This window comes from Streptomyces adelaidensis, assembly GCF_016598475.1.
GTDB classification, from domain to species: domain Bacteria; phylum Actinomycetota; class Actinomycetes; order Streptomycetales; family Streptomycetaceae; genus Streptomyces; species Streptomyces adelaidensis.
On the sequence record NZ_JAEMUX010000080.1, the window covers coordinates 19606 to 38292 of the forward strand.

Annotated in this window: 12 protein-coding genes; 7 read left to right on the forward strand and 5 right to left on the reverse strand. The window is 70.6% G+C overall.

What is annotated here, in order from left to right; all coding sequences use genetic code 11:
• Positions 1 to 11: 11 nt before the first annotated feature.
• On the reverse strand, positions 12 to 494 hold the full coding sequence (locus I8N67_RS32820; RefSeq protein WP_200307898.1) for an Rv3235 family protein: 483 nt from the start codon (positions 492 to 494) through the stop codon (positions 12 to 14).
• A 380-nt stretch (positions 495 to 874) separates the two neighbouring features.
• Here I8N67_RS32820 and I8N67_RS32825 point away from each other — a divergent pair, with 380 nt between their 5' ends.
• The 3 genes from I8N67_RS32825 to I8N67_RS32835 all read left to right on the forward strand — a co-directional run bounded on the left by I8N67_RS32825 (position 875) and on the right by I8N67_RS32835 (position 8188).
• The gene (locus I8N67_RS32825) at positions 875 to 1390 is read left to right on the forward strand and encodes a DUF6912 family protein (protein ID WP_200307899.1); all 516 of its coding nucleotides are present in this window, start codon (positions 875 to 877) and stop codon (positions 1388 to 1390) included.
• A 595-nt stretch (positions 1391 to 1985) separates the two neighbouring features.
• A complete protein-coding gene (locus I8N67_RS32830; RefSeq protein ID WP_200307900.1) occupies positions 1986 to 2660 on the forward strand; it encodes an HAD family hydrolase in 675 nt (224 codons plus the stop codon).
• 554 nt (positions 2661 to 3214) lie between these two features.
• Positions 3215 to 8188: an NAD-glutamate dehydrogenase gene (locus I8N67_RS32835; RefSeq protein WP_200307901.1), complete on the forward strand. Its 4974-nt coding sequence runs from the start codon at positions 3215 to 3217 to the stop codon at positions 8186 to 8188.
• Between the two features lie 67 nt (positions 8189 to 8255).
• Here the strand turns inward: I8N67_RS32835 and I8N67_RS32840 are convergent, their stop codons facing one another.
• Positions 8256 to 10055, reverse strand: a complete 1800-nt coding sequence (locus I8N67_RS32840; RefSeq protein WP_234046670.1) for a serine/threonine-protein kinase — start codon at positions 10053 to 10055, stop codon at positions 8256 to 8258.
• A gap of 302 nt (positions 10056 to 10357) precedes the next feature.
• The gene (locus I8N67_RS32845; RefSeq protein ID WP_200307902.1) at positions 10358 to 11407 is read right to left on the reverse strand and encodes a serine/threonine-protein kinase; all 1050 of its coding nucleotides are present in this window, start codon (positions 11405 to 11407) and stop codon (positions 10358 to 10360) included.
• Between the two features lie 282 nt (positions 11408 to 11689).
• Here I8N67_RS32845 and I8N67_RS32850 point away from each other — a divergent pair, with 282 nt between their 5' ends.
• Together I8N67_RS32850 and I8N67_RS32855 are read left to right on the forward strand one after the other, a co-directional pair.
• Positions 11690 to 14530: a bifunctional glycosyltransferase/CDP-glycerol:glycerophosphate glycerophosphotransferase gene (locus I8N67_RS32850; RefSeq protein ID WP_200307909.1), complete on the forward strand. Its 2841-nt coding sequence runs from the start codon at positions 11690 to 11692 to the stop codon at positions 14528 to 14530.
• Positions 14527 to 15651 carry a glycosyltransferase gene (locus I8N67_RS32855; RefSeq protein WP_307835441.1) on the forward strand — a complete coding sequence of 375 codons (1125 nt, stop codon included), beginning with the start codon at positions 14527 to 14529 and terminating at the stop codon, positions 15649 to 15651. The genes I8N67_RS32850 and I8N67_RS32855 overlap by 4 nt, the downstream gene beginning before the upstream one ends.
• 27 nt (positions 15652 to 15678) lie before the next feature.
• Here the strand turns inward: I8N67_RS32855 and I8N67_RS32860 are convergent, their stop codons facing one another.
• Positions 15679 to 16494, reverse strand: a complete 816-nt coding sequence (locus I8N67_RS32860; RefSeq protein WP_200307910.1) for an ABC transporter ATP-binding protein — start codon at positions 16492 to 16494, stop codon at positions 15679 to 15681.
• Between the two features lie 25 nt (positions 16495 to 16519).
• Positions 16520 to 17455, reverse strand: coding sequence for an ABC transporter permease (locus I8N67_RS32865; protein ID WP_200307904.1), 936 nt, complete (start codon positions 17453 to 17455; stop codon positions 16520 to 16522).
• A 175-nt stretch (positions 17456 to 17630) separates the two neighbouring features.
• Between I8N67_RS32865 and I8N67_RS32870 the strand changes: the two genes are divergently transcribed.
• A complete protein-coding gene (locus I8N67_RS32870; RefSeq protein ID WP_200307905.1) occupies positions 17631 to 18257 on the forward strand; it encodes a TetR/AcrR family transcriptional regulator in 627 nt (208 codons plus the stop codon).
• Between the two features lie 136 nt (positions 18258 to 18393).
• A complete protein-coding gene (locus tag I8N67_RS32875) occupies positions 18394 to 18684 on the forward strand; it encodes an AbrB/MazE/SpoVT family DNA-binding domain-containing protein (RefSeq protein WP_200307906.1) in 291 nt (96 codons plus the stop codon).
• Positions 18685 to 18687 lie beyond the last annotated feature (3 nt).

Here is an 18687-nt window from a genome sequence, read left to right on the forward strand (position 1 = left end):
GGTGAGGGGGCTCAGTAGTCGTCCGGGTGGGGGAGCGGGAGCCTTGGGCCGCCGAGTTCCACCGCTGTGCAGCGCCAGCGGTGGTCGGGGCCGTGTTCGAGGCGGAAGGCCATGGCGCGGAGGCGGTCGCCCGCGCCGATGCGGGCGAAGACCTCCAGGGTGCCCGGGCCGGCCACGTAGTAGCCGATGTCGCGGACGACCGGGTGGGTGCCGTGGGTGGTGCGCAGGGGGCCCTGTTCGGCCAGCCAGGCCAGTTCGTCGTAGGCCCGGCCCGCGGTGTGGCGCAGCATGCTGTGGACGGGGCGTCGGCCGCTCAGCACGGCCAGGAGGAGGTCGGCGAAGCGGTCGGTGGGGCGGGGGTGTTGGGTCGCCGGGGCTTGGGCCGTTGAGGGGCGGTTGGTGCGGGCGGGGGTGCGGCCGGGGCGGCGGGTGTCGTGGCGGACGGGCGGGCGGGTGCCGGGCCGGGCCTTGATCCTGGTCATGACCTTGTTCATCGCGATCCCCGTTCGTCGGTGAGGCCGCTGGCTGGGTACCAGTCGGTAACTTGTCGGTGAGGATCTTGTACGAGGCCGGAGGGGGCGGTGGCAAGAGAGCGCGGCGGCCGGGCGGGGCCGCGAAATGTTCACCTATCAGGGTGGCGGGGAGGGGATCGGGCCAGGCGGGGCGGGGGTGTACCGGGTGAGGTGGCGGGCCTGGGGTGGACGCGTCCAGGGGGTTGGGCAGGGACTCGAAAGGGGACGCCCGCACGTATCCTGAGGGACCGGCGGGAGCGTTCCGGGAGCTTGCTGGGAACCTCCGAAATGCTCCGGATCAGCGATCAGGATCACGAGTACGAGTACGACCCCGATCACGACTACGAAAGAAGCGGCCTGCCATGCGCGTCTACGTCCCCCTGACCCTTCCCGGGCTCGCCGAGGCGTACAAGACGGGTGAGTTGGGGGAGGGGCCGCTCGTCGCGTACGCCGTCACGCCGGCGTTGCGTGAGTGGTACCTGTCCGACGACATCGAGGAACTGGAGTACGCCGCGCTGAACCGGGCGGCGCTCGCGTCGTTGCGGCTGTTGGCCGGGGAGCCGGGGGCGGTGCGGCGGCGGGTCGTCGTGGCTGTGGACGTGGCCGACCGGGAGGCGGTCGCCGATCCCGACCGGGGGCTCGATCCGGTGGCGCTCGGGGAGGTGCGGGTGGCCGGGCCGGTGCCGTTGGACAAGGCCGCGGCTGTGCATGTCGACTCGCTGGAGGCCGAGGGTGAGGTGGGGGAGGCCGTGGATGCGTTGGGGGCGGCGGACCAGGGGGATGACGACGCGCAGTTCATCGTCGACGGGGCCGACGATCACGAGCTGCTGTGGTACGCGACGCAGGAGATTCCGAACCTGGTGGGGTTCGAGGGCTGAGCGGTTGCCGTCGGGTTGGTGTGCGGCGTCTGGGCTGAGTGTGGGTTGAGCGTGCGGCGGGGGTTGGCGGGGTTGGTGTGCGGCGCCCGGCGTCTGGTGCTGGCCGGGGGTGGGTTTTGCTGGGCCGGCGGTTGCCGGGTGCCACTGCGCCCACCCGTGCCGCCCCTAGCGGCACGATTGCCCGCAGGGGCACGCGGCGGCGGTGTCGCTGCTCGGTGCTGCTGCTTGGGTGGGGGCCGTCCTAGGGGGCGGCTGTGTGGGGCGGCGGTGCCGCTGCCCGGTGCTGGTGCTTGGGTGGGCGCGACGGACCGCAGCCGTGCATGGCGATGGCGATGGTGATGGCGTTCGGCGCCGTTGCCTGAGCGGGAGGCCGTCGCATGGCCCATGGTCCGACCGCCATGCCCGCGGTTACGACGCCCCCCGTCCACGGCGCGGCCGCTTCGAGTAGCCCGTCGTCCCCAGGGCGCGCCCGCCGCAGCCGACGGTCCCCTGTAGCGGCCAGGTGCCCTCATGGTCGACCCCGTGTCGCACGCGTATACGGGCGCCGTACTCATGGTCACGGTGCGTTGTCAGTGGTCGGGGGTACGTTTTGGGTATGGGGAAGCGCGAAGCAGGGGCACATATCGTCTGGGACTGGAACGGGACGCTGTTCCACGACAACGAGGCGATCATCGGGGCGACGAACGCGGCGTTCGCGGAGCTGGGGATCGAGCCGATCACGTTGGAGCGGTACCGGGAGGTGTACTGCGTGCCGGTGCCGAAGTTCTATGAGCGGTTGATCGGGCGGCTGCCGACGGACGAGGAGTGGGAGGCCATGGACGTCGTCTTCCATCGGTACTACGCGGAGCACCGGGTCGTGTGCGGGCTGACCACAGGTGTTCCGGGGCTGCTCGCGGACTGGGGGGCCGCGGGGCGCAGTCAGTCGATCCTCAGCATGTACGCCCATGAGGAGCTCGTGCCGTTGGTGCGGGGGTTCGGGATCGAGCCGCACTTCATACGGGTCGACGGGCGGACCGGGCCGTCCGGGGGCAGCAAGACCGAGCACATGGTGCGGCATCTGCGCCGGCTCGTCGGCGTGGACCCGACGCGCACGGTCGTGATCGGGGACGCGGGCGACGACGCCGTGGCCGCCCGGCATGTGGGGGCGCAGGCCGTGCTCTACACCGGGGGGTCCCACAGCCGGGCCAGCCTTGAGGGCAACGGGGTGCCCGTCGTCGACACCCTGGAGGAGGCGGTCGTGGAGGCCGAGCGGCTGGCGGCGGCGGCCTAGCGGAGATCGGGGCGCGACCACCGCGCCCCGAGCGGCACCAGCGACGCCGCCGTCAGGGTGCGTGCGTGGGGTCGGAGCATCTTCCGTACAGGCTCGGTTGTGCGGGGGTAAGCTCAAAAGTGCGCGAGATGCACTGTGCAGAACGTCAAAGTTCCACCCTCGGTTTTGTACACATACGGCTCATGACGGGCCCCCCGTCCGGAGCGATAGCCTGGTGGCGTGATCAGCGCGATAGCTCGCGGGGGCCTTGTCGCCCCTGCCCTGCGCCCGGTGAGCACGGATGACATCCGTGTCCGGGCGGCGGTCGCTGGTCCTTGTGGGCGGGAGGGAGCCGCGACGGCTCCCGGGACGCCGGGCACCCCCCGAGGGCAGATGCCGCCGAGAGCAGCGTCACACCCCACCCGGGTGCCGAGAATGGCTGATTACCCCCCGCTCATCTCACCCTGCGGCATAGCGTCGAAGCAGACCGGACACCCCGTGTCGTGGCGTCGCGTCGAAGGGGACCGTACTTCCTTCTACGTCACGCAACGGCGCGCGACAGGAGCCAGAGGACAATGCAGACCAAGCTGGACGAAGCCAAGGCCGAGCTGCTCGAAAGGGCCGCCCGGGTAGCTGAGAACAGCCCGGTCGGGGGGTATCTACCGACTGGGAAGACCGACGGGAGCACGTCCGGCACCCCGGACCACGACACCGTGCTCGCGTTCATCCAGCGCTACTACCTGCACACCGCCCCGGAGGACCTGAGCGGCCGCGACCCGGTCGACGTCTTCGGAGCCGCCTTCTCCCACTACCGGCTGGCCGAGAACCGCCCTCAGGGCACGGCCAACGTGCGGGTCCACACCCCCACCGTCGAGGAGAACGGCTGGACGTGCAGCCACTCCGTCGTCGAGGTCGTCACCGACGACATGCCCTTCCTCGTCGACTCCGTGACCAATGAGCTGTCACGGCAGGGGCGCGGGATCCATGTCGTCATCCACCCGCAGGTCGTCGTACGGCGGGACGTCACCGGCAAGCTCATCGAGCTGATCACCGAGCCGGCCGCGGTCGCCGCGGCCTCCGCCGCCGTGGCCGCCGGCGAGGCGCTGCCGCACGACGCGCACATCGAGTCCTGGATCCATGTCGAGATCGACCGCGAGACCGACCGGGCCGACCTCAAGCAGATCAACAACGATCTGCTGCGCGTCCTGTCCGACGTCCGCGAGACCGTCGAGGACTGGGACAAGATGCGGGAAGCGGCGGTCCGGATCGCCGACGGACTGCCCGCCGAGCACACCGCCGACGATCTGCGTGAGCAGGAGGTGGAGGAGGCCCGAGAGCTGCTGCGCTGGCTCGCCGACAACCACTTCACCTTCCTCGGCTACCGCGAGTACGAGCTGCGCGAGAACGACTCGCTCGCCGCCGTCGCCGGTACCGGCCTGGGCATCCTGCGCTCCGACCCGCACCACTCCGGGCCCGACCAGCACCCCGTCAGCCCCTCCTTCGAACGGCTGCCCGCCGACGCCCGCGCCAAGGCCCGCGAGCACAAGCTCCTCGTCCTGACGAAGGCCAACAGCCGGTCCACCGTCCACCGGCCGTCCTACCTCGACTACGTGGGCGTGAAGAAGTTCGACGCCGAGGGCAACGTGGTCGGCGAGCGGCGCTTCCTCGGGCTGTTCTCCTCGGCCGCCTACACCGAGTCCGTGCGCCGGGTCCCCGTCATCCGCCGCAAGGTCGACGAGGTCCTCCAGGGCGCCGGCTTCTCGCCCAACAGCCACGACGGCCGCGACCTGCTCCAGATCCTGGAGACGTACCCGCGCGACGAGCTGTTCCAGACCCCGCCCGACGAGCTCCGCTCCATCGTCACCTCTGTCCTCTACCTCCAGGAACGCCGGCGGCTGCGGCTCTACCTCCGCCAGGACGAGTACGGGCGCTACTACTCCGCGCTCGTCTACCTGCCGCGCGACCGCTACACCACCGGCGTACGCCTGCGGATCATCGACATCCTCAAGGAGGAGCTCGGCGGCATCAGCGTCGACTTCACCGCCTGGAACACCGAATCGATTCTCTCCCGGCTGCACTTCGTGGTCCGTGTCCCGCAGGGCACCGAACTTCCGCAGCTCAGCGAGGGTGACAAGGACCGGATCGAGGCACGGCTCGTCGAGGCCGCCCGGTCCTGGACCGACGGTTTCGCCGAGGCGCTCAACGCCGAGGTCGGCGAGGAGCGGGCCGCCGAGCTGCTGCGCCGGTACGCGAACGCCGTCCCCGAGGGGTACAAGGCCGACCACAGCCCGCGCGCGGCCGTCGCGGACCTCGTGCGGCTCGAAGAGCTCGCACAGGACGAGGACTTCGCGCTCAGCCTGTACGAGCCGGTGGGCGCGGCGCCCGACGAACGCCGGTTCAAGATCTACCGCAAGGGCGGCTCGGTCTCGCTCTCCGCGGTGCTGCCCGTCCTCAGCCGTATCGGCGTCGAGGTCATCGACGAGCGGCCGTACGAGCTGCGCTGCTCGGACCGGACGAACGCGTGGATCTACGACTTCGGGCTGCGGATGCCCAGGGCGCAGGCCGCCAGTGTCGACCATGCCGGGGACGACGCCCGCGAGCGGGTGCAGGAGACCTTCGCCGCCACCTGGACCGGGCAGGCGGAGAACGACGGATTCAACGCCCTCGTGCTGAGCGCGGGGCTCACCTGGCGGCAGGCCATGGTGCTGCGGGCGTACGCCAAGTACCTGCGGCAGGCCGGGTCCACCTTCAGCCAGGACTACATGGAGGACACCCTCCGCAACAACGTCCACACCACCCGGTTGCTCGTGTCGCTGTTCGAGGCGCGGATGGCGCCCGAGCGGCAGAGTGCCGGGCGCGAGATCGTCGACGCGCTCCTCGAAGAGCTCGACGCCGCCCTCGACCAGGTGGCCTCCCTCGACGAGGACCGGATCCTGCGGTCCTTCCTGACCGTCATCAAGGCGACCCTGCGGACGAACTTCTTCCAGGAGGCGGCGGGCGGCAAGCCGCACGACTACGTCTCCATGAAGTTCGACCCGCAGGCCATCCCCGACCTGCCGGCCCCGCGCCCGGCGTACGAGATCTGGGTGTACTCGCCGCGCGTCGAGGGTGTGCACCTGCGGTTCGGGAAGGTCGCCCGGGGCGGGCTGCGCTGGTCCGACCGGCGGGAGGACTTCCGGACCGAGATCCTGGGCCTGGTCAAGGCGCAGATGGTCAAGAACACCGTGATCGTGCCGGTCGGCGCCAAGGGCGGCTTCGTCGCCAAGCAGCTGCCGGACCCGTCGGTGGACCGCGACGCCTGGCTCGCCGAGGGCATCCGCAGCTACAAGACCTTCATCTCCGCGCTGCTCGACATCACCGACAACATGGTGGCCGGCGAGGTCGTGCCGCCCGCCGATGTCGTACGGCACGACGAGGACGACACCTATCTCGTCGTGGCCGCGGACAAGGGCACCGCGACCTTCTCCGACATCGCCAACGGGGTCGCGGAGAGCTACAACTTCTGGCTCGGGGACGCCTTCGCCTCCGGCGGCAGCGCCGGCTACGACCACAAGGGCATGGGCATCACCGCCCGCGGCGCCTGGGAGTCGGTGAAGCGGCACTTCCGGGAGCTGGGGGTGGACACGCAGAGCGAGGACTTCACGGTCGTCGGCATCGGTGACATGTCCGGTGACGTGTTCGGCAACGGCATGCTGCTCAGCGAGCACATCCGGCTGGTCGCCGCCTTCGACCACCGGCACATCTTCATCGACCCGCACCCGGACGCGGCCACCTCGTACGCCGAGCGCCGCCGCGTCTTCGAGCTGCCCCGCTCCAGCTGGGCCGAGTACGACACGGCCCTGATCTCCACCGGCGGCGGCGTCTTCCCGCGTACCGCCAAGGCGATCCCGGTCAACAGCCACATCCGGGAAGCCCTCGGCATCGAGGACAAGATCGCCAAGATGACCCCGGCCGACCTGATGAAGGCGATCCTCAAGGCGCCGGTCGACCTGCTGTGGAACGGCGGCATCGGTACGTACGTCAAGGCCTCCGGCGAGTCGCACGCGGACGTCGGCGACAAGGCCAACGACGCCATCCGGGTCGACGGCGGGGACCTGCGGGTCCGGGTCGTCGGCGAGGGCGGCAACCTGGGGCTGACCCAGCTGGGCCGGATCGAGTTCGCGCAGATCGGCGGACGGGTCAACACCGACGCCATCGACAACAGCGCGGGCGTGGACACCTCCGACCACGAGGTGAACATCAAGATCCTGCTCAACGGCCTGGTCACCGAAGGCGACATGACGGTCAAGCAGCGCAACAAGCTGCTCGCCGAGATGACCGACGAGGTCGGCCACCTCGTCCTGCGCAACAACTACGCGCAGAACACCGCGATCTCCAACGCCCTCGCCCAGTCCAAGGACATGCTCCACGCCCAGCAGCGCTTCATTCGGCACCTGGTCAGGGAGGGCCACCTCGACCGGGCGCTCGAATTCCTGCCCACCGACCGGCAGATCCGCGAGCGGCTCAACACCGGACAGGGCCTCACCGGCCCCGAGACGGCCGTCCTCCTCGCGTACACGAAGATCACGGTCGCCGAGGAGCTGCTGCACACCTCGCTGCCGGACGACCCGTATCTGCGCAGGTTGCTGCACGAGTACTTCCCGACCGCGCTGCGCGAGAAGTTCTCGGAGCAGATCGACAGCCACCCGCTGAGCCGGGAGATCGTCACCACCCTGCTGGTCAACGACACGGTCAACACGGGCGGTACGAGCTTCCTGCACCGGCTGCGGGAGGAGACCGGGGCCTCGCTGGAGGAGATCGTCCGGGCCCAGACCGCGTCCCGCGCGATCTTCGGGTCGGCCTCGGTGTGGGACGGCGTGGAAGGCCTGGACAACAAGGTCGACGCGGCCGTGCTGACCCGTATCCGGCTGCACTCCCGCCGGCTCGTCGAGCGCGGTACGCGCTGGCTGCTCAACAACCGGCCGCAGCCGCTCCAGCTCGCCGAGACCGTCGCGTTCTTCACCGAGGGCGTCCACCAGGTCTGGGCCGAGCTGCCCAAGCTGCTGCGCGGCGCGGACCAGGAGTGGTACCAGAAGATCTACGACGAGCTGACCGGCGCGGGCGTCCCGGACGGGCTGGCCACCCGGGTCGCGGGTTTCTCCTCGGCCTTCCCGACGCTCGACATCGTCGCCGTCGCCGACCGGGTCGGCCGGAGTCCGATGGAGGTCGCCGAGGTGTACTACGACCTCGCCGACCGGCTGAGCATCGCCCAGCTCATGGACCGCATCATCGACCTGCCGCGCGCCGACCGCTGGCAGTCCATGGCCCGCGCGGCGATCCGCGAGGACCTGTACGCGGCCCACGCCTCCCTCACCGCCGACGTCCTGTCAGCGGGCAACGGCAGCTCCACGCCCGAGCAGCGCTTCAAGGTGTGGGAGCAGAAGAACACGGCGATCCTCGGCCGGGCCCGCACGACCCTGGATGACATCCAGAGCTCCGACGCGTTCGACCTCGCGAACCTGTCGGTGGCGATGCGGACGATGCGGACGCTGTTGCGCAACCACGCGTAGCGGTACGGCGGTACGGCAACGGGGGCGCCCCATGGCTTTGGGGCGCCCCCTACGTATGTGTGCCTCGTCAGCGCTGGATCTCCCAGACCGTGACCGTGCCCTTGAGGTCGGGCAGGTAGTCCAGGTCGCTCGGGGCCTCGACCTCGGTGATCGTCCACATCGCGAGGTTGCCCTCGCCGGTGACCGTGCAGAGGTGGTCGCCCTTGACGATCTCGTCGTCCCGGTTGATGGAGTCGCCGCTCAGCGTCTGGGTGAACGGGTTCTGCTCGGCGCCCGCCTGGCACTCCTCGGGCGTGGTGCCGGCCGCCTTGCCCATGGGGTAGGTGAACGTGAGGTCCTGGGACGAGGCCTGGAACTCCTGGACGTCGAGGCTCATGTAGCTGGACGGGTCGACCTTTGGCCCGTCGAGGTCCACATAGGTGGTCGCCAGGCTGCCGGGGCCCAGCACACTCATCGCCTTGTCCTGGAAGAGGACGGTGTACTCGGCGTTCGAGGGCCGGTCGTCGGTCGACGCGGACGGATCGGTGTAGTCGTCCGGGGTGTCCGCTCCGCCCCCGGTGTCCGTGGCCGTCTCGGAGGGAGTGGGCGTCGAGGCCGCCTTGTCGCTGTCCTTGTCGGCGCCGGCCTTGTCGCCGCTGCTCGCGCTGGTGCTGCTGTCTTCGTTCTTGTCGAGCAGCCACACCGCTGCGGCCGCGCCGGAGCCGGCCACGAGGACGAGGACGAGGGCGATGAGGGCGGCTTTCAGGCCCCGGCGGCTCTTCTTGGGGGCGGGGGCCGGTTCCGGCGCGGGGGCCTGCGGGGTGAGGTTGTAGGTGTGGGCGGCCGGGGGCGGGTAGCCGTAGCCCGGGGCAGGGCCCTGGGCGGCCGGGCCGAAGCCGGTGGCCGGGGGTGTCGGGGTCGGCTGGGGCATGCCCTGGGTGCCCTGCGGGGTGCTCGTGGCCGGGTCGTAGGGCGGAGTCACCGGCGGTGCCGGGGCGGCGGCCGGAGCCGTGGTCGGCGGAGTGGTCGGGGGCGCCGCGGGCATCTGGGGTGCCGTCGGCTGCGGCGGGCTCTGGGCCGACTGCTCGCGCCGGACGATCTCGGCGGTGAGCGGCTCGGGCAGCCAGCCGGTGAAGTCGCTGAGGCCCCGGCCCGCCGACTCCTGGCAGAGCGCGGCCAGTTCCTCGGTGCCGATGCGGTCGGCCGGATCGGCGGTCAGGCAGCGCTCCAGCAGGGGGCGCAGCCGATCGTCGTACCCGTCGAGCTTCGGCGGCCGGTGGGCGGTGTTGGCGATCTGCGCGGCGATGGTGATGGCGCCGCCGTCGCCGTACGGGTGGCGTGCGGTGGCCGCGACCGCCGCGATCAGCCCGAGGGAGAAGACGTCGGTGGCCGGCGTGACCCGCTCGCCGAGGGCGTGCTCCGGCGACATGTACTGCGGGGTGCCGATCAGGCCGCCGGACTGGGTCAGTTGGGTGGCGTCGGCGGCGCGGGCGATGCCGAAGTCGATGACGTACGGGCCCTGGGAGCCCAGCAGGATGTTGCTGGGCTTGAGGTCGCGGTGGATGACGCCGGCCGAGTGGATCGAGGTCAGGGCGCGGGCCGCGCAGCCGACCAGCTGGAAGACGGCGTCCGGCGGCAGCGGGCCGAACGCCACGAGCGCGTCGTGCAGCGGGATGCCGGGGATGAACACCGAGGCCAGCCAGGGGAGTTCGCCGCCGGTGTCGTGGTCGACGACCGGCACGAGGTGGTAGCCCTGCACACGGCGGGCCGCCTGGACCTCCTGCTCGAAGCGGCGGCGGAAGTCCGGGTCCTGGCCGTACTCGCGGCGGATGACCTTCAGCGCGACCGGCTGGCCGCCGCGGGTGTGCGACAGATAGACCGTGCCCATGCCGCCCTCGCCGATGCGGGCGTGCAGTTGGTAACCGGCGGTCTCTCGCGGGTCCTGTGGTCCCAGCGGGCTCAGGATGTCGCCAGTGCTGGTGCTAATGGGAGCCTCCCCCGGTACGGTGCCGAACTCCTGTGCCGCGGATGGGCACTTGAAGCGGTTCGAGCTTATACGGCACTTATGACACGTGGACCAGGCGTTACGGTTCCGTGTGACAGCTGGGACGCGGTGCTGTACGGGGCCTTTTGCACGGGCGGGAACCACGGCTCCCACCCGCGACGACTGCGGCTCCCCGCCCGCGAAAACTACGGCTCCCGCCGCACCCTCCTGCGCCATTCCTCGTCCCGCACCGTGATCGGCGCCGTCGCCGGCAGCCGGCGGGCCGTCGGGGCCTCCGAGAGGCTGGGCGGCGGGACCGGGGTCGTCGGGGCCTCGGTCAGGGAGAGGGCGCGGAAGGCCGTCTCCACGATGGCCACCGAGGTGGCGACCGGGCCCGGGAGCCAGGCCGTGAAGTCGCGGACGTCGCGGCGGGCCGCGCCCGCGCAGTGCTCGGCGACCTCGGCGGCGGCGGGCCGGGCGGCCGGGTCGGCGGTGAGGCAGCGGCGTACGACGTCGAGGAGCGGGCGGTCGACGCCGTCGAGGGCGGGCGGGGCGACCTCGGTGCCCGCGATGCGCGTCGCGATCGCGAGGGGGTTGCCGCGGCCGTACGGGTGCCCGCCGGTGGCCGCGACCGCGGCGATCAGGCCGAGCGCGAAGACGTCGGAGGCGGAGGTGACCCGGCGGCCCAGGGCGTGCTCGGGGGACATGTACCGCGGGGTGCCGATCAGGCGTCCGGCGGTGGTGAGGGTGGCGGCGCCCGTGGCCCTCGCGATGCCGAAGTCGAGCAGCCAGGGCCCGTCGGCGGCGAGCAGCAGGTTGGCGGGCTTGACGTCGCGGTGGATCACCCCGGCGGTGTGCACGGCGTCCAGCGCGTACGCGGCGCAGGCCAGCAGTTGCAGGACGGTGGGGACGGGGAGCGGGCCGTGGGTCTGAAGGGCCTGGTCGAGGGGGATGCCCGGGACGTAGTGGGTGGCGAGCCAGGGGCGCTCCGCACCGGCGTCGTGGTCGACGATCGGCACCAGGTGGTAGCCGGAGACCCGGCGCCCGGCGGCCACCTCGCGGGCGAAGCGCTCACGGAAGGCCGCACTGTCGGCGTACTCCGGGCGGACCAGCTTCAGCGCGACCGGCTGGCCGCCCCGGCTGCGCGAGAGATAGACCGTGCCCATGCCGCCCTCGCCGATCCGGGCGTACAGCGGATACCCGGCGATCTCCCGCGGATCCTCCACCCGCAGTGGCTCAGGCACCACCCCGCGCATCGACCGCCCCCTCTGCTCCTGATTGCCTCCGGAGCGTATCGCGGGGGCGTCGGCCGCCGCCGCCCCTGACGCAACCCGCGTACCTCCATCGACCTCTACCTGAGTGGCCCTCAAAGGCGCGATGCCTTATAGAGGGAGTGAAGCAGGATGTTTGGGGTGAAAGTGGAGCTGCGTCGGCAACCATCGAATACCGGGTCCGGACACCCGGCGGCCTCCGAGGTCGGGCGACCCGCCGTGTCCGAGGTCGGGCGACCGGTGGCGTCCGGGACCGGGCGGCCCGCGATGTCCGTCGTCGTGATCGTCTACAACGACGAGGCCAGGCTGTCCACGGCCGTGCGCTCGGTGCTGGAGCAGACGCTGCGGAGCGTCGAGGTGGTGATCGTCGACGACCACAGCACGGACGGCTCGTACGAGGTGGCCGGCCGGCTCGCCGCCGAGCACCCCGACCGCGTACGCGCGTACCGGCTCCCCGAGAACAGCGGCGGCTGCGGCGCGCCCCGCAACCACGGCATCCAGCGCACCCGGGGCGAGTACGTCCTCTTCCTCGACAGTGACGACGTCCTGGAGCGCAACGCCTGCCGGAACATGCTGGAGGCCGCCGAGTCCACCGGCGCCGACCTCGTCTCCGGCCTCTGCGTCCGCGTCCATGTGGACACACGTACGAGGAAGGAGGTCAAGTGGTACCCGTGGCTGTACGCCCGCACCCGCACCCTCGACTCGGTCTCCGAGCTGCCCGACCTCCTCGTCTACGACACGCTGTCGACCAACAAGTGCTACCGCCGGGACTTCCTGGTCGAAGGCGGCCTGAAGTTCCCCGTCGGCATCCACTACGAGGACCTCTTCTTCTCCGCCCAGGCGTACGCGGCCGCCCGCCGGATCACGCTGATCCCCAACCGGGTCTACGACTGGAACGTGGTCGAGAGCTCCGAGGCGAAGTCGATCAGCAACCGGCGGGCCGAGATCGCCAACTTCGCGCACCGCATGGAGATCCACCGCCGGGTGGACCGGCTCCTCGCCGACCAGGACATGGCGGCGCTGAAGTTCCACAAGGACATCAAGTTCCTCAAGCACGACCTGGTGCTGCACCTGCGCGACCTGCCCTTCCGGGACGCCGCCTACCGCCGGGAGTTCGCCGAGCTGGCCCGCGCCTATCTGGCGTCGATCGACCCGGCCGCGTACGACGAGGTCGAGCCCATCCACGCGATCTGCGCGTATCTCCTGCGGGTGAGCGACTGGGAGAACCTGCTGCCCGCCGTGGACACGCTCACCAACCGCGACAAGGTCTCCGCGCCGCTCGTCGAGCGCGACGGGCGGATCTACTGGTGTGACGGGCACCTGGACGGCACCGGTGAGGAGGGGGAGTTCGCACGCCGGGTCCTGGACGTCACCGAACTCGGCTACCACGCCCGCCCGGTGGAGAAGCTGTTCCTGCGCAACGAACTGACGCAGTACGAGGAGGAGACGGCCCGGGGCGGTGTTCGTCTCGCCGGACGCGTCACCAACCCTCTCGGGGTGATCCCGCCCGAAGCCCGGCTCACCGCCGAGCTGGACTTCTACGCCCGCCGTCCCGGTGTGCGGTTCCAGACCTTCCGGGCGCCGGTGACGGCCGTCCGGCACGACGGCCCGTACATCACCTGGCAGGCCACCGCCGACATCTCGAAGATCCTCCGCCCGCTCGGCATCGTGGACGCCGTCTGGGACGTACGCCTCCAGCTGGACGTCGACGGCAAGCGCACCACCAGCCGTCTCACCGCCGCCGAACCGGGCCTGGCCACCGGCGAGTTGTTGGTCAGACCCCGGCTGACCCGGCTGGTCGCCGACCGCGTCGAGCCGCTGATCTCCGCCCGCGGCCACCTCTCCTTCCGCCTGGTCCCCGGCAAGAAGGCGAACGCCGTCGTCACCCGTGGCCTCCAGGGCGCCCCCGGCCGGCTCGCCAAGTCCGGCTACCGCAAGGCGAAGGCGCTGCGCAAGAAGGCCACGTCCGGAGCTACCAAAATCCGCCTCTATCACGAGGTTTTCCAGCGTATGCCGGTGCACCGGCGCCTGGTGGTGTTCGAGAGCCACCTCGGCCGGCAGTACAGCGACAGCCCCCGGGCGATCTACGAGGAGATGCGCCGCCAGGGTCTCGACTTCGAGGCGGTGTGGTCGTACACGGGCCGGCCGGACGGCTTCCCCGCCGACGTCACGCTCGTCCGGCGCTGGTCGCTGCCGTATCTGCGGGCGCTGGCCCGTGCCGAGTTCTGGATCGACAACCAGAGCTACCCGCTGAAGCTGACCAAGCGCCCCGGCACGACCTACCTCCAGACCTGGCACGGCTCGGCGCTCAAGCGCATGGGCTTCGACGAGCCCGGCTGGAAGCTCAAGACCCGCGCCGAGCAGGCCGAACAGCAGCGCACCCTCGACCGTTTCGACCACTTCCTGATCCGCTCGGAGCACGATGTGCGCACCCTCGCGAAGGCCTTCCGGCTGCACGAGAAGACGCTGCTGCGGCTGGGCTACCCTCGCAACGACGCCCTCGCGCAGGCCCGGCAGGCGACCGAACGCCCGCCGCTGGCAGCGGAGTTGGGCATCCCGGCCGACAAGAAGGTCCTCCTCTACGCCCCCACCTTCCGCCACCACGGCGGGCGCCGCTTCGCCCTCCCCTTCGACGTGGAGCGCTTCGCGGAGGAGTTCGGCGACGAGTACGTCCTCCTGGTCCGCGCCCACTACCTCAACCACGTCGTGCTCCCGCCCTCGGTGCGGGGCCGCGTCATCGACGTGTCCGCGCACCACGACGTGACCCCGGTCCTGGCCCTCGCGGACGCGCTGATCACGGACTACTCGTCGGTGATGTTCGACTACGCGCTGCTGGACCGCCCGATGCTGTTCTTCGCGTACGACTACGAGGAGTACGTGCACGAGGGCCGGGGCACCTACTTCGACCTGCTGGAACGGGCCCCCGGCCCGGTGGTCCGCACGGAGGACGAGCTCCGCTCCGTCCTGCGGGCGTCGTCGCTGGAGGACCAGACGGTCAAGTACGCGGCGGCGCGGGAGCGGTTCGTGGCCGATTTCGGCGAGTACGACAAGGGGACGGCCGCGCGTCGGATCGTCGACGAGTTCTTCGCCGAGTGGAGGCAGCAGTGAGCGGGCAGCGGGATACCGGTCAGCGGCACGTCGGGCAGCGGGACATCTTCCTCGTCGCCAACAGCGTCGACGAGCTGGGCGGGGTGACCAGCTGGACGCACCACATGGCCCGGCTCCTCACCGAGCGCGGGCACCGCGTCCATGTCATCGGCATCACCACGCCCGAGGACCCGCACGACCTCGGCGAACTCCCCTACCCCACGACCAGGCTGTATGACGGTCAGCCGCCGGGCCCCGGCCGGGCGCGGGACGCGGGCATGCGCGAACGGGCCGCCCGGCTGACCCGGCTCTGCGGCGCCGCGCGTCCCGGCGGGGTCGTCATCGTGACCCAGGTGTGGGCGATGGAGTGGGTGAAGCACGCCGACACCACCGGTCTGACCGTCATCGGGATGAGCCACGAGTCCTTCGAGACCTCGCGGCGCTCCTCGCGCTTCCGACGGGTGCTCACGTACTACCGGGACGTCGACCGCATGCTCGTCCTCACCCGCGAGGACGCCGACCTGTGGATCGGCGAGGGCCTCAACAACGCGTCCTACCTGCCCAACGCCGTGCCCTGGCTGCCGGAGGTGCCCTCGCCGCGTACCGAGAAGGCTGTCATCAGCATCGGCCGGCTCAGCGACGAGAAGGGCGTCGACATGCTCCTCGACACCTGGTCCGAGGTGGCCCCCCGCCACCCCGACTGGGTCCTGAAGGTCTACGGCTCCGGCGAGGACGAGGAGATCCTGCGCAAGCAGTGCGCCTCCCTCGGCCTCGACGACTCGGTGCGGTGGATGGGCCGCACGAGCGACGTCCCGGCCGCCCTGCGCGGCGGCTCCGTCTTCGCCCTCTCCTCCCGGGGCGAGGGCTTCCCCCTCGCCCTGATGGAAGCCATGGCGATGGGCGTCCCCTGCGTCGCCTTCGACTGCGCGCCGGGCGTCCACGAGATCGTGCGAGACGGAGAGGACGGGCTGCTCGTGACCCCCGGCAACACGGGCGAACTGGCCCGCAAGCTCGACCTGTTGCTGACCGACAAGAGCTCGCGGGACCGGATGGGGGACACGGCGAGGGAGAACATCCGACGGTACGGGACGGAGGAGATCGTGGGCAGATGGGAGGAACTCTTCACCTTCCTGGAGAGGTGAGGAGTCAAGGGGCGCGGGGAACCGGACCTACTTCTTCCCACCCGTGAACTTCTCGTACTCCTTCAGTACGTCGTCCGTAGCCCCGTCCATCCGCAGCTCCCCCCGCTCCAGCCACAGCACCCGGTCACAGGTGTCCCGGATCGACTTGTTGTTGTGGCTGACGAGGAACACCGTCCCGGCGTGCTTCCGCAGCTCACGGATGCGCGCCTCGGACCGCTTCTGGAAGGTGCGGTCGCCGGTGGCCAGCGCCTCGTCGATCAGCAGTACGTCGTGGTCCTTGGCCGCGGCGATGGAGAAGCGGAGCCGCGCGGCCATTCCGGAGGAGTATGTGCGCATGGGAAGGGTGATGAAGTCGCCCTTCTCGTTGATGCCGGAGAAGTCGACGATGTCCTGGTACCGCTCCTTGACCTGCTCACGGGACATCCCCATGGCGAGCCCGCCGAGGTGGACGTTGCGCTCACCGGTGAGGTCGTTCATCAGGGCCGCGTTGACGCCGAGCAGCGAGGGCTGGCCGTCGGTGAAGATGCGCCCGTTCTCGACGGGCAGCAGCCCGGCCACCGCCTTGAGCAGCGTCGACTTGCCGGAGCCGTTGGTGCCGATGAGCCCGATGGCCTCGCCCCGGTACGCGGTGAAGGACACGTTGCGCACGGCGTGCACCTTGCGCACGCCCGCCGCCTGCTCGGTCTTCTTCCGCCGCAGGATGCGGTTGAGCGCGGCGGTCGCGGAGCCGCGCCCGGCGCCGGTGCCGTTGACCCGGTAGACGATGTCGACGCCGTCGGCGACGACGGTGGGGATGGTGGAGGTGGTGGAGGTGGTGGGGATGGTGGAGGTGGTGGAGAGGATGTTGCTGGTGGGGATGGTGTCGGTGTCAGCCACGGCCGTACGTCTCCTCAGCCTTCCAGAAGTAGATGAATCCGCCGACGCCCGCGAGGAGCGCCCAGCCCGCGGCGATCGCCCATACGTGCGTGGGCAGTTGGTCCCGGTGGAAGCTGTCGATCAGCGCGAACCGCATGAGGTCGATGTAGACGGCGGCCGGGTTGCACTCCAGCAGCACGTGCACGAAGGCCGGAAGGTTCCGGTCGGCGAGGATGCGGTCCATGCTGAACATCACGCCCGACGCGTACATCCAGGTACGCAGCACGAACGGCATCAGCTGCGAGATGTCGGGGGTCTTGGCGCCGATCCGCGCCATGACCATCGCGACCCCGGCGTTGAACACGAACTGAAGGGCGAGCGTCGGCACGACCAGCAGCCAGGACGCGGCGACCGGCACCCTGAAGGCGAGCAGGATCACGACCAGCGCGGCCATGGAGAACAGCAGCTGCTGGAGCTGTTGCAGGCAGTACGACAGGGGCAGTGACGCCCGGGGGAAGTGCAGGGCGCGGACGAGGCCGAGGCTGCCGGATATGGCCCGGGTGCCCGCCATGATCGAGCTCTGCGTGAAGGTCCACACGAACACGCCGGTCACGAGGAACGGGACGTAGTCCGGCACGCCCTTCTTGGTGCCCATGAGCAGGCCGAAGATCAGGTAGTAGACCGCCGCGTTGAGCAGCGGGTTCGCCACCTGCCAGACCTGGCCGAGCTTCGCCTGGCTGTACTGCGCGGTCAGCTTCGCCGTGGCGAACGCGGTGATGAAGTGCCGCCGGGCCCAGAGCTGCCGTACGTAGTCGCGCAGCGTGGGGCGGGCCCCGCTGACGCTGAGCCCGTACCGGGCGGCGAGCTGCGCCGGGGTCTCGGTGGGGGTGTCGGTGCGGGGCTCGGTGCCGGTCGTGGCCGGCGGCGGTGAGTGGAGGACCTGGCTCACATCCGCTGCTTTCGCTGGTGGGGGTGTGGAGGGGGCTTGCTCTTGCCGTCGTCTTGCCGTCGTCTTGCCGTGGTCTTACGTCGGGACGGGACCGTATCGTCGCAACGCGAGCGTAAGCCGATCCGACGTCGGAACGCAACCGTTTCGTCGTAACGCCCGCCCTATGCTGTGAGCCATGACGACGAACGCCGACCCGGATCGGACCCCACCGCGCCGCCGGGCCCCCGCCGGGGCGGCCGTGCTCCGTGCGGATGTGACCGAGGCGATCCGGGCGGCGGTCTTCGAGGAGTTGGCGGCCGTCGGCTACGCCCGTATGTCCATCGAGGGCATCGCGCGCCGCGCGGGCGTCGGCAAGACGGCGGTCTACCGCCGCTGGCGCTCCAAGCTGCACCTCGTGCTGGACCTGGTCTCGGCGGTGGCCGTCCAGGGCCTGCCCCTGCCGGACACGGGCTCCCTCGAAGGCGACCTCCGGCTCCTCTACGAGGTCACGTCCCGCGCCCTGCGCCACCCCGTCGCCGGCCAGATCATCCCCGACCTCCAGGCCGAGGCCGCCCGCAACCCCGAGATCGCCGAGGCCATGCAGAAGGCGCTCCGCGAGGGCCAGCAGAGCGTGGCGACCGGCATCGTCGCGGCGGCGGTCGCCCGCGGGGAGGTCCGGGACGGCGCCGACGAGGACCTGGCCCTGGACCTGATCTCCGGGCCGCTGTACTGGCGGGCGCTCGTCGTCCGGGCGCCGAAGCTGCCGAAGGGGTACCTGGAGAGTCTGACCAGGGCTACGGCGGGGGCGTTGCGGGCGTTGTAGGGGTGTGCCCGGAAGGCGACCCCTGGCCGCGAGGCTAGTAGAATGTGAGAAAGTTGGAATGTTGGAGGGTCGCAATATACGTAGTCCCTGGGTAGCCTCAATGGTGACAAGGAAGGGTGACAGTGGGAGGTCATTCATGACTGTGGCTACGTACCAGGCCAGCGTGCGCGACAAGGGGCAACTAACACTGCCCGCGGCCGTACGTGAGGCGCTGGGGGTCTCCCCAGGTGACGAGCTTGAGTTCACGGTTCGAGACGGTGTCGTCGAGGTCCATGGGCTGATCAAGATCCGCTCCGACCAGAGGTGGTTCTGGACGGAGGCATGGCAGGAGGGCGAGCGCGAGGCCAGTGCCGACATCGCGGCCGGACGCACGACCTCCCACGAGGACGTGGACAGCATGTTCGCGCACCTCGGCAAGGAGAACTGACCC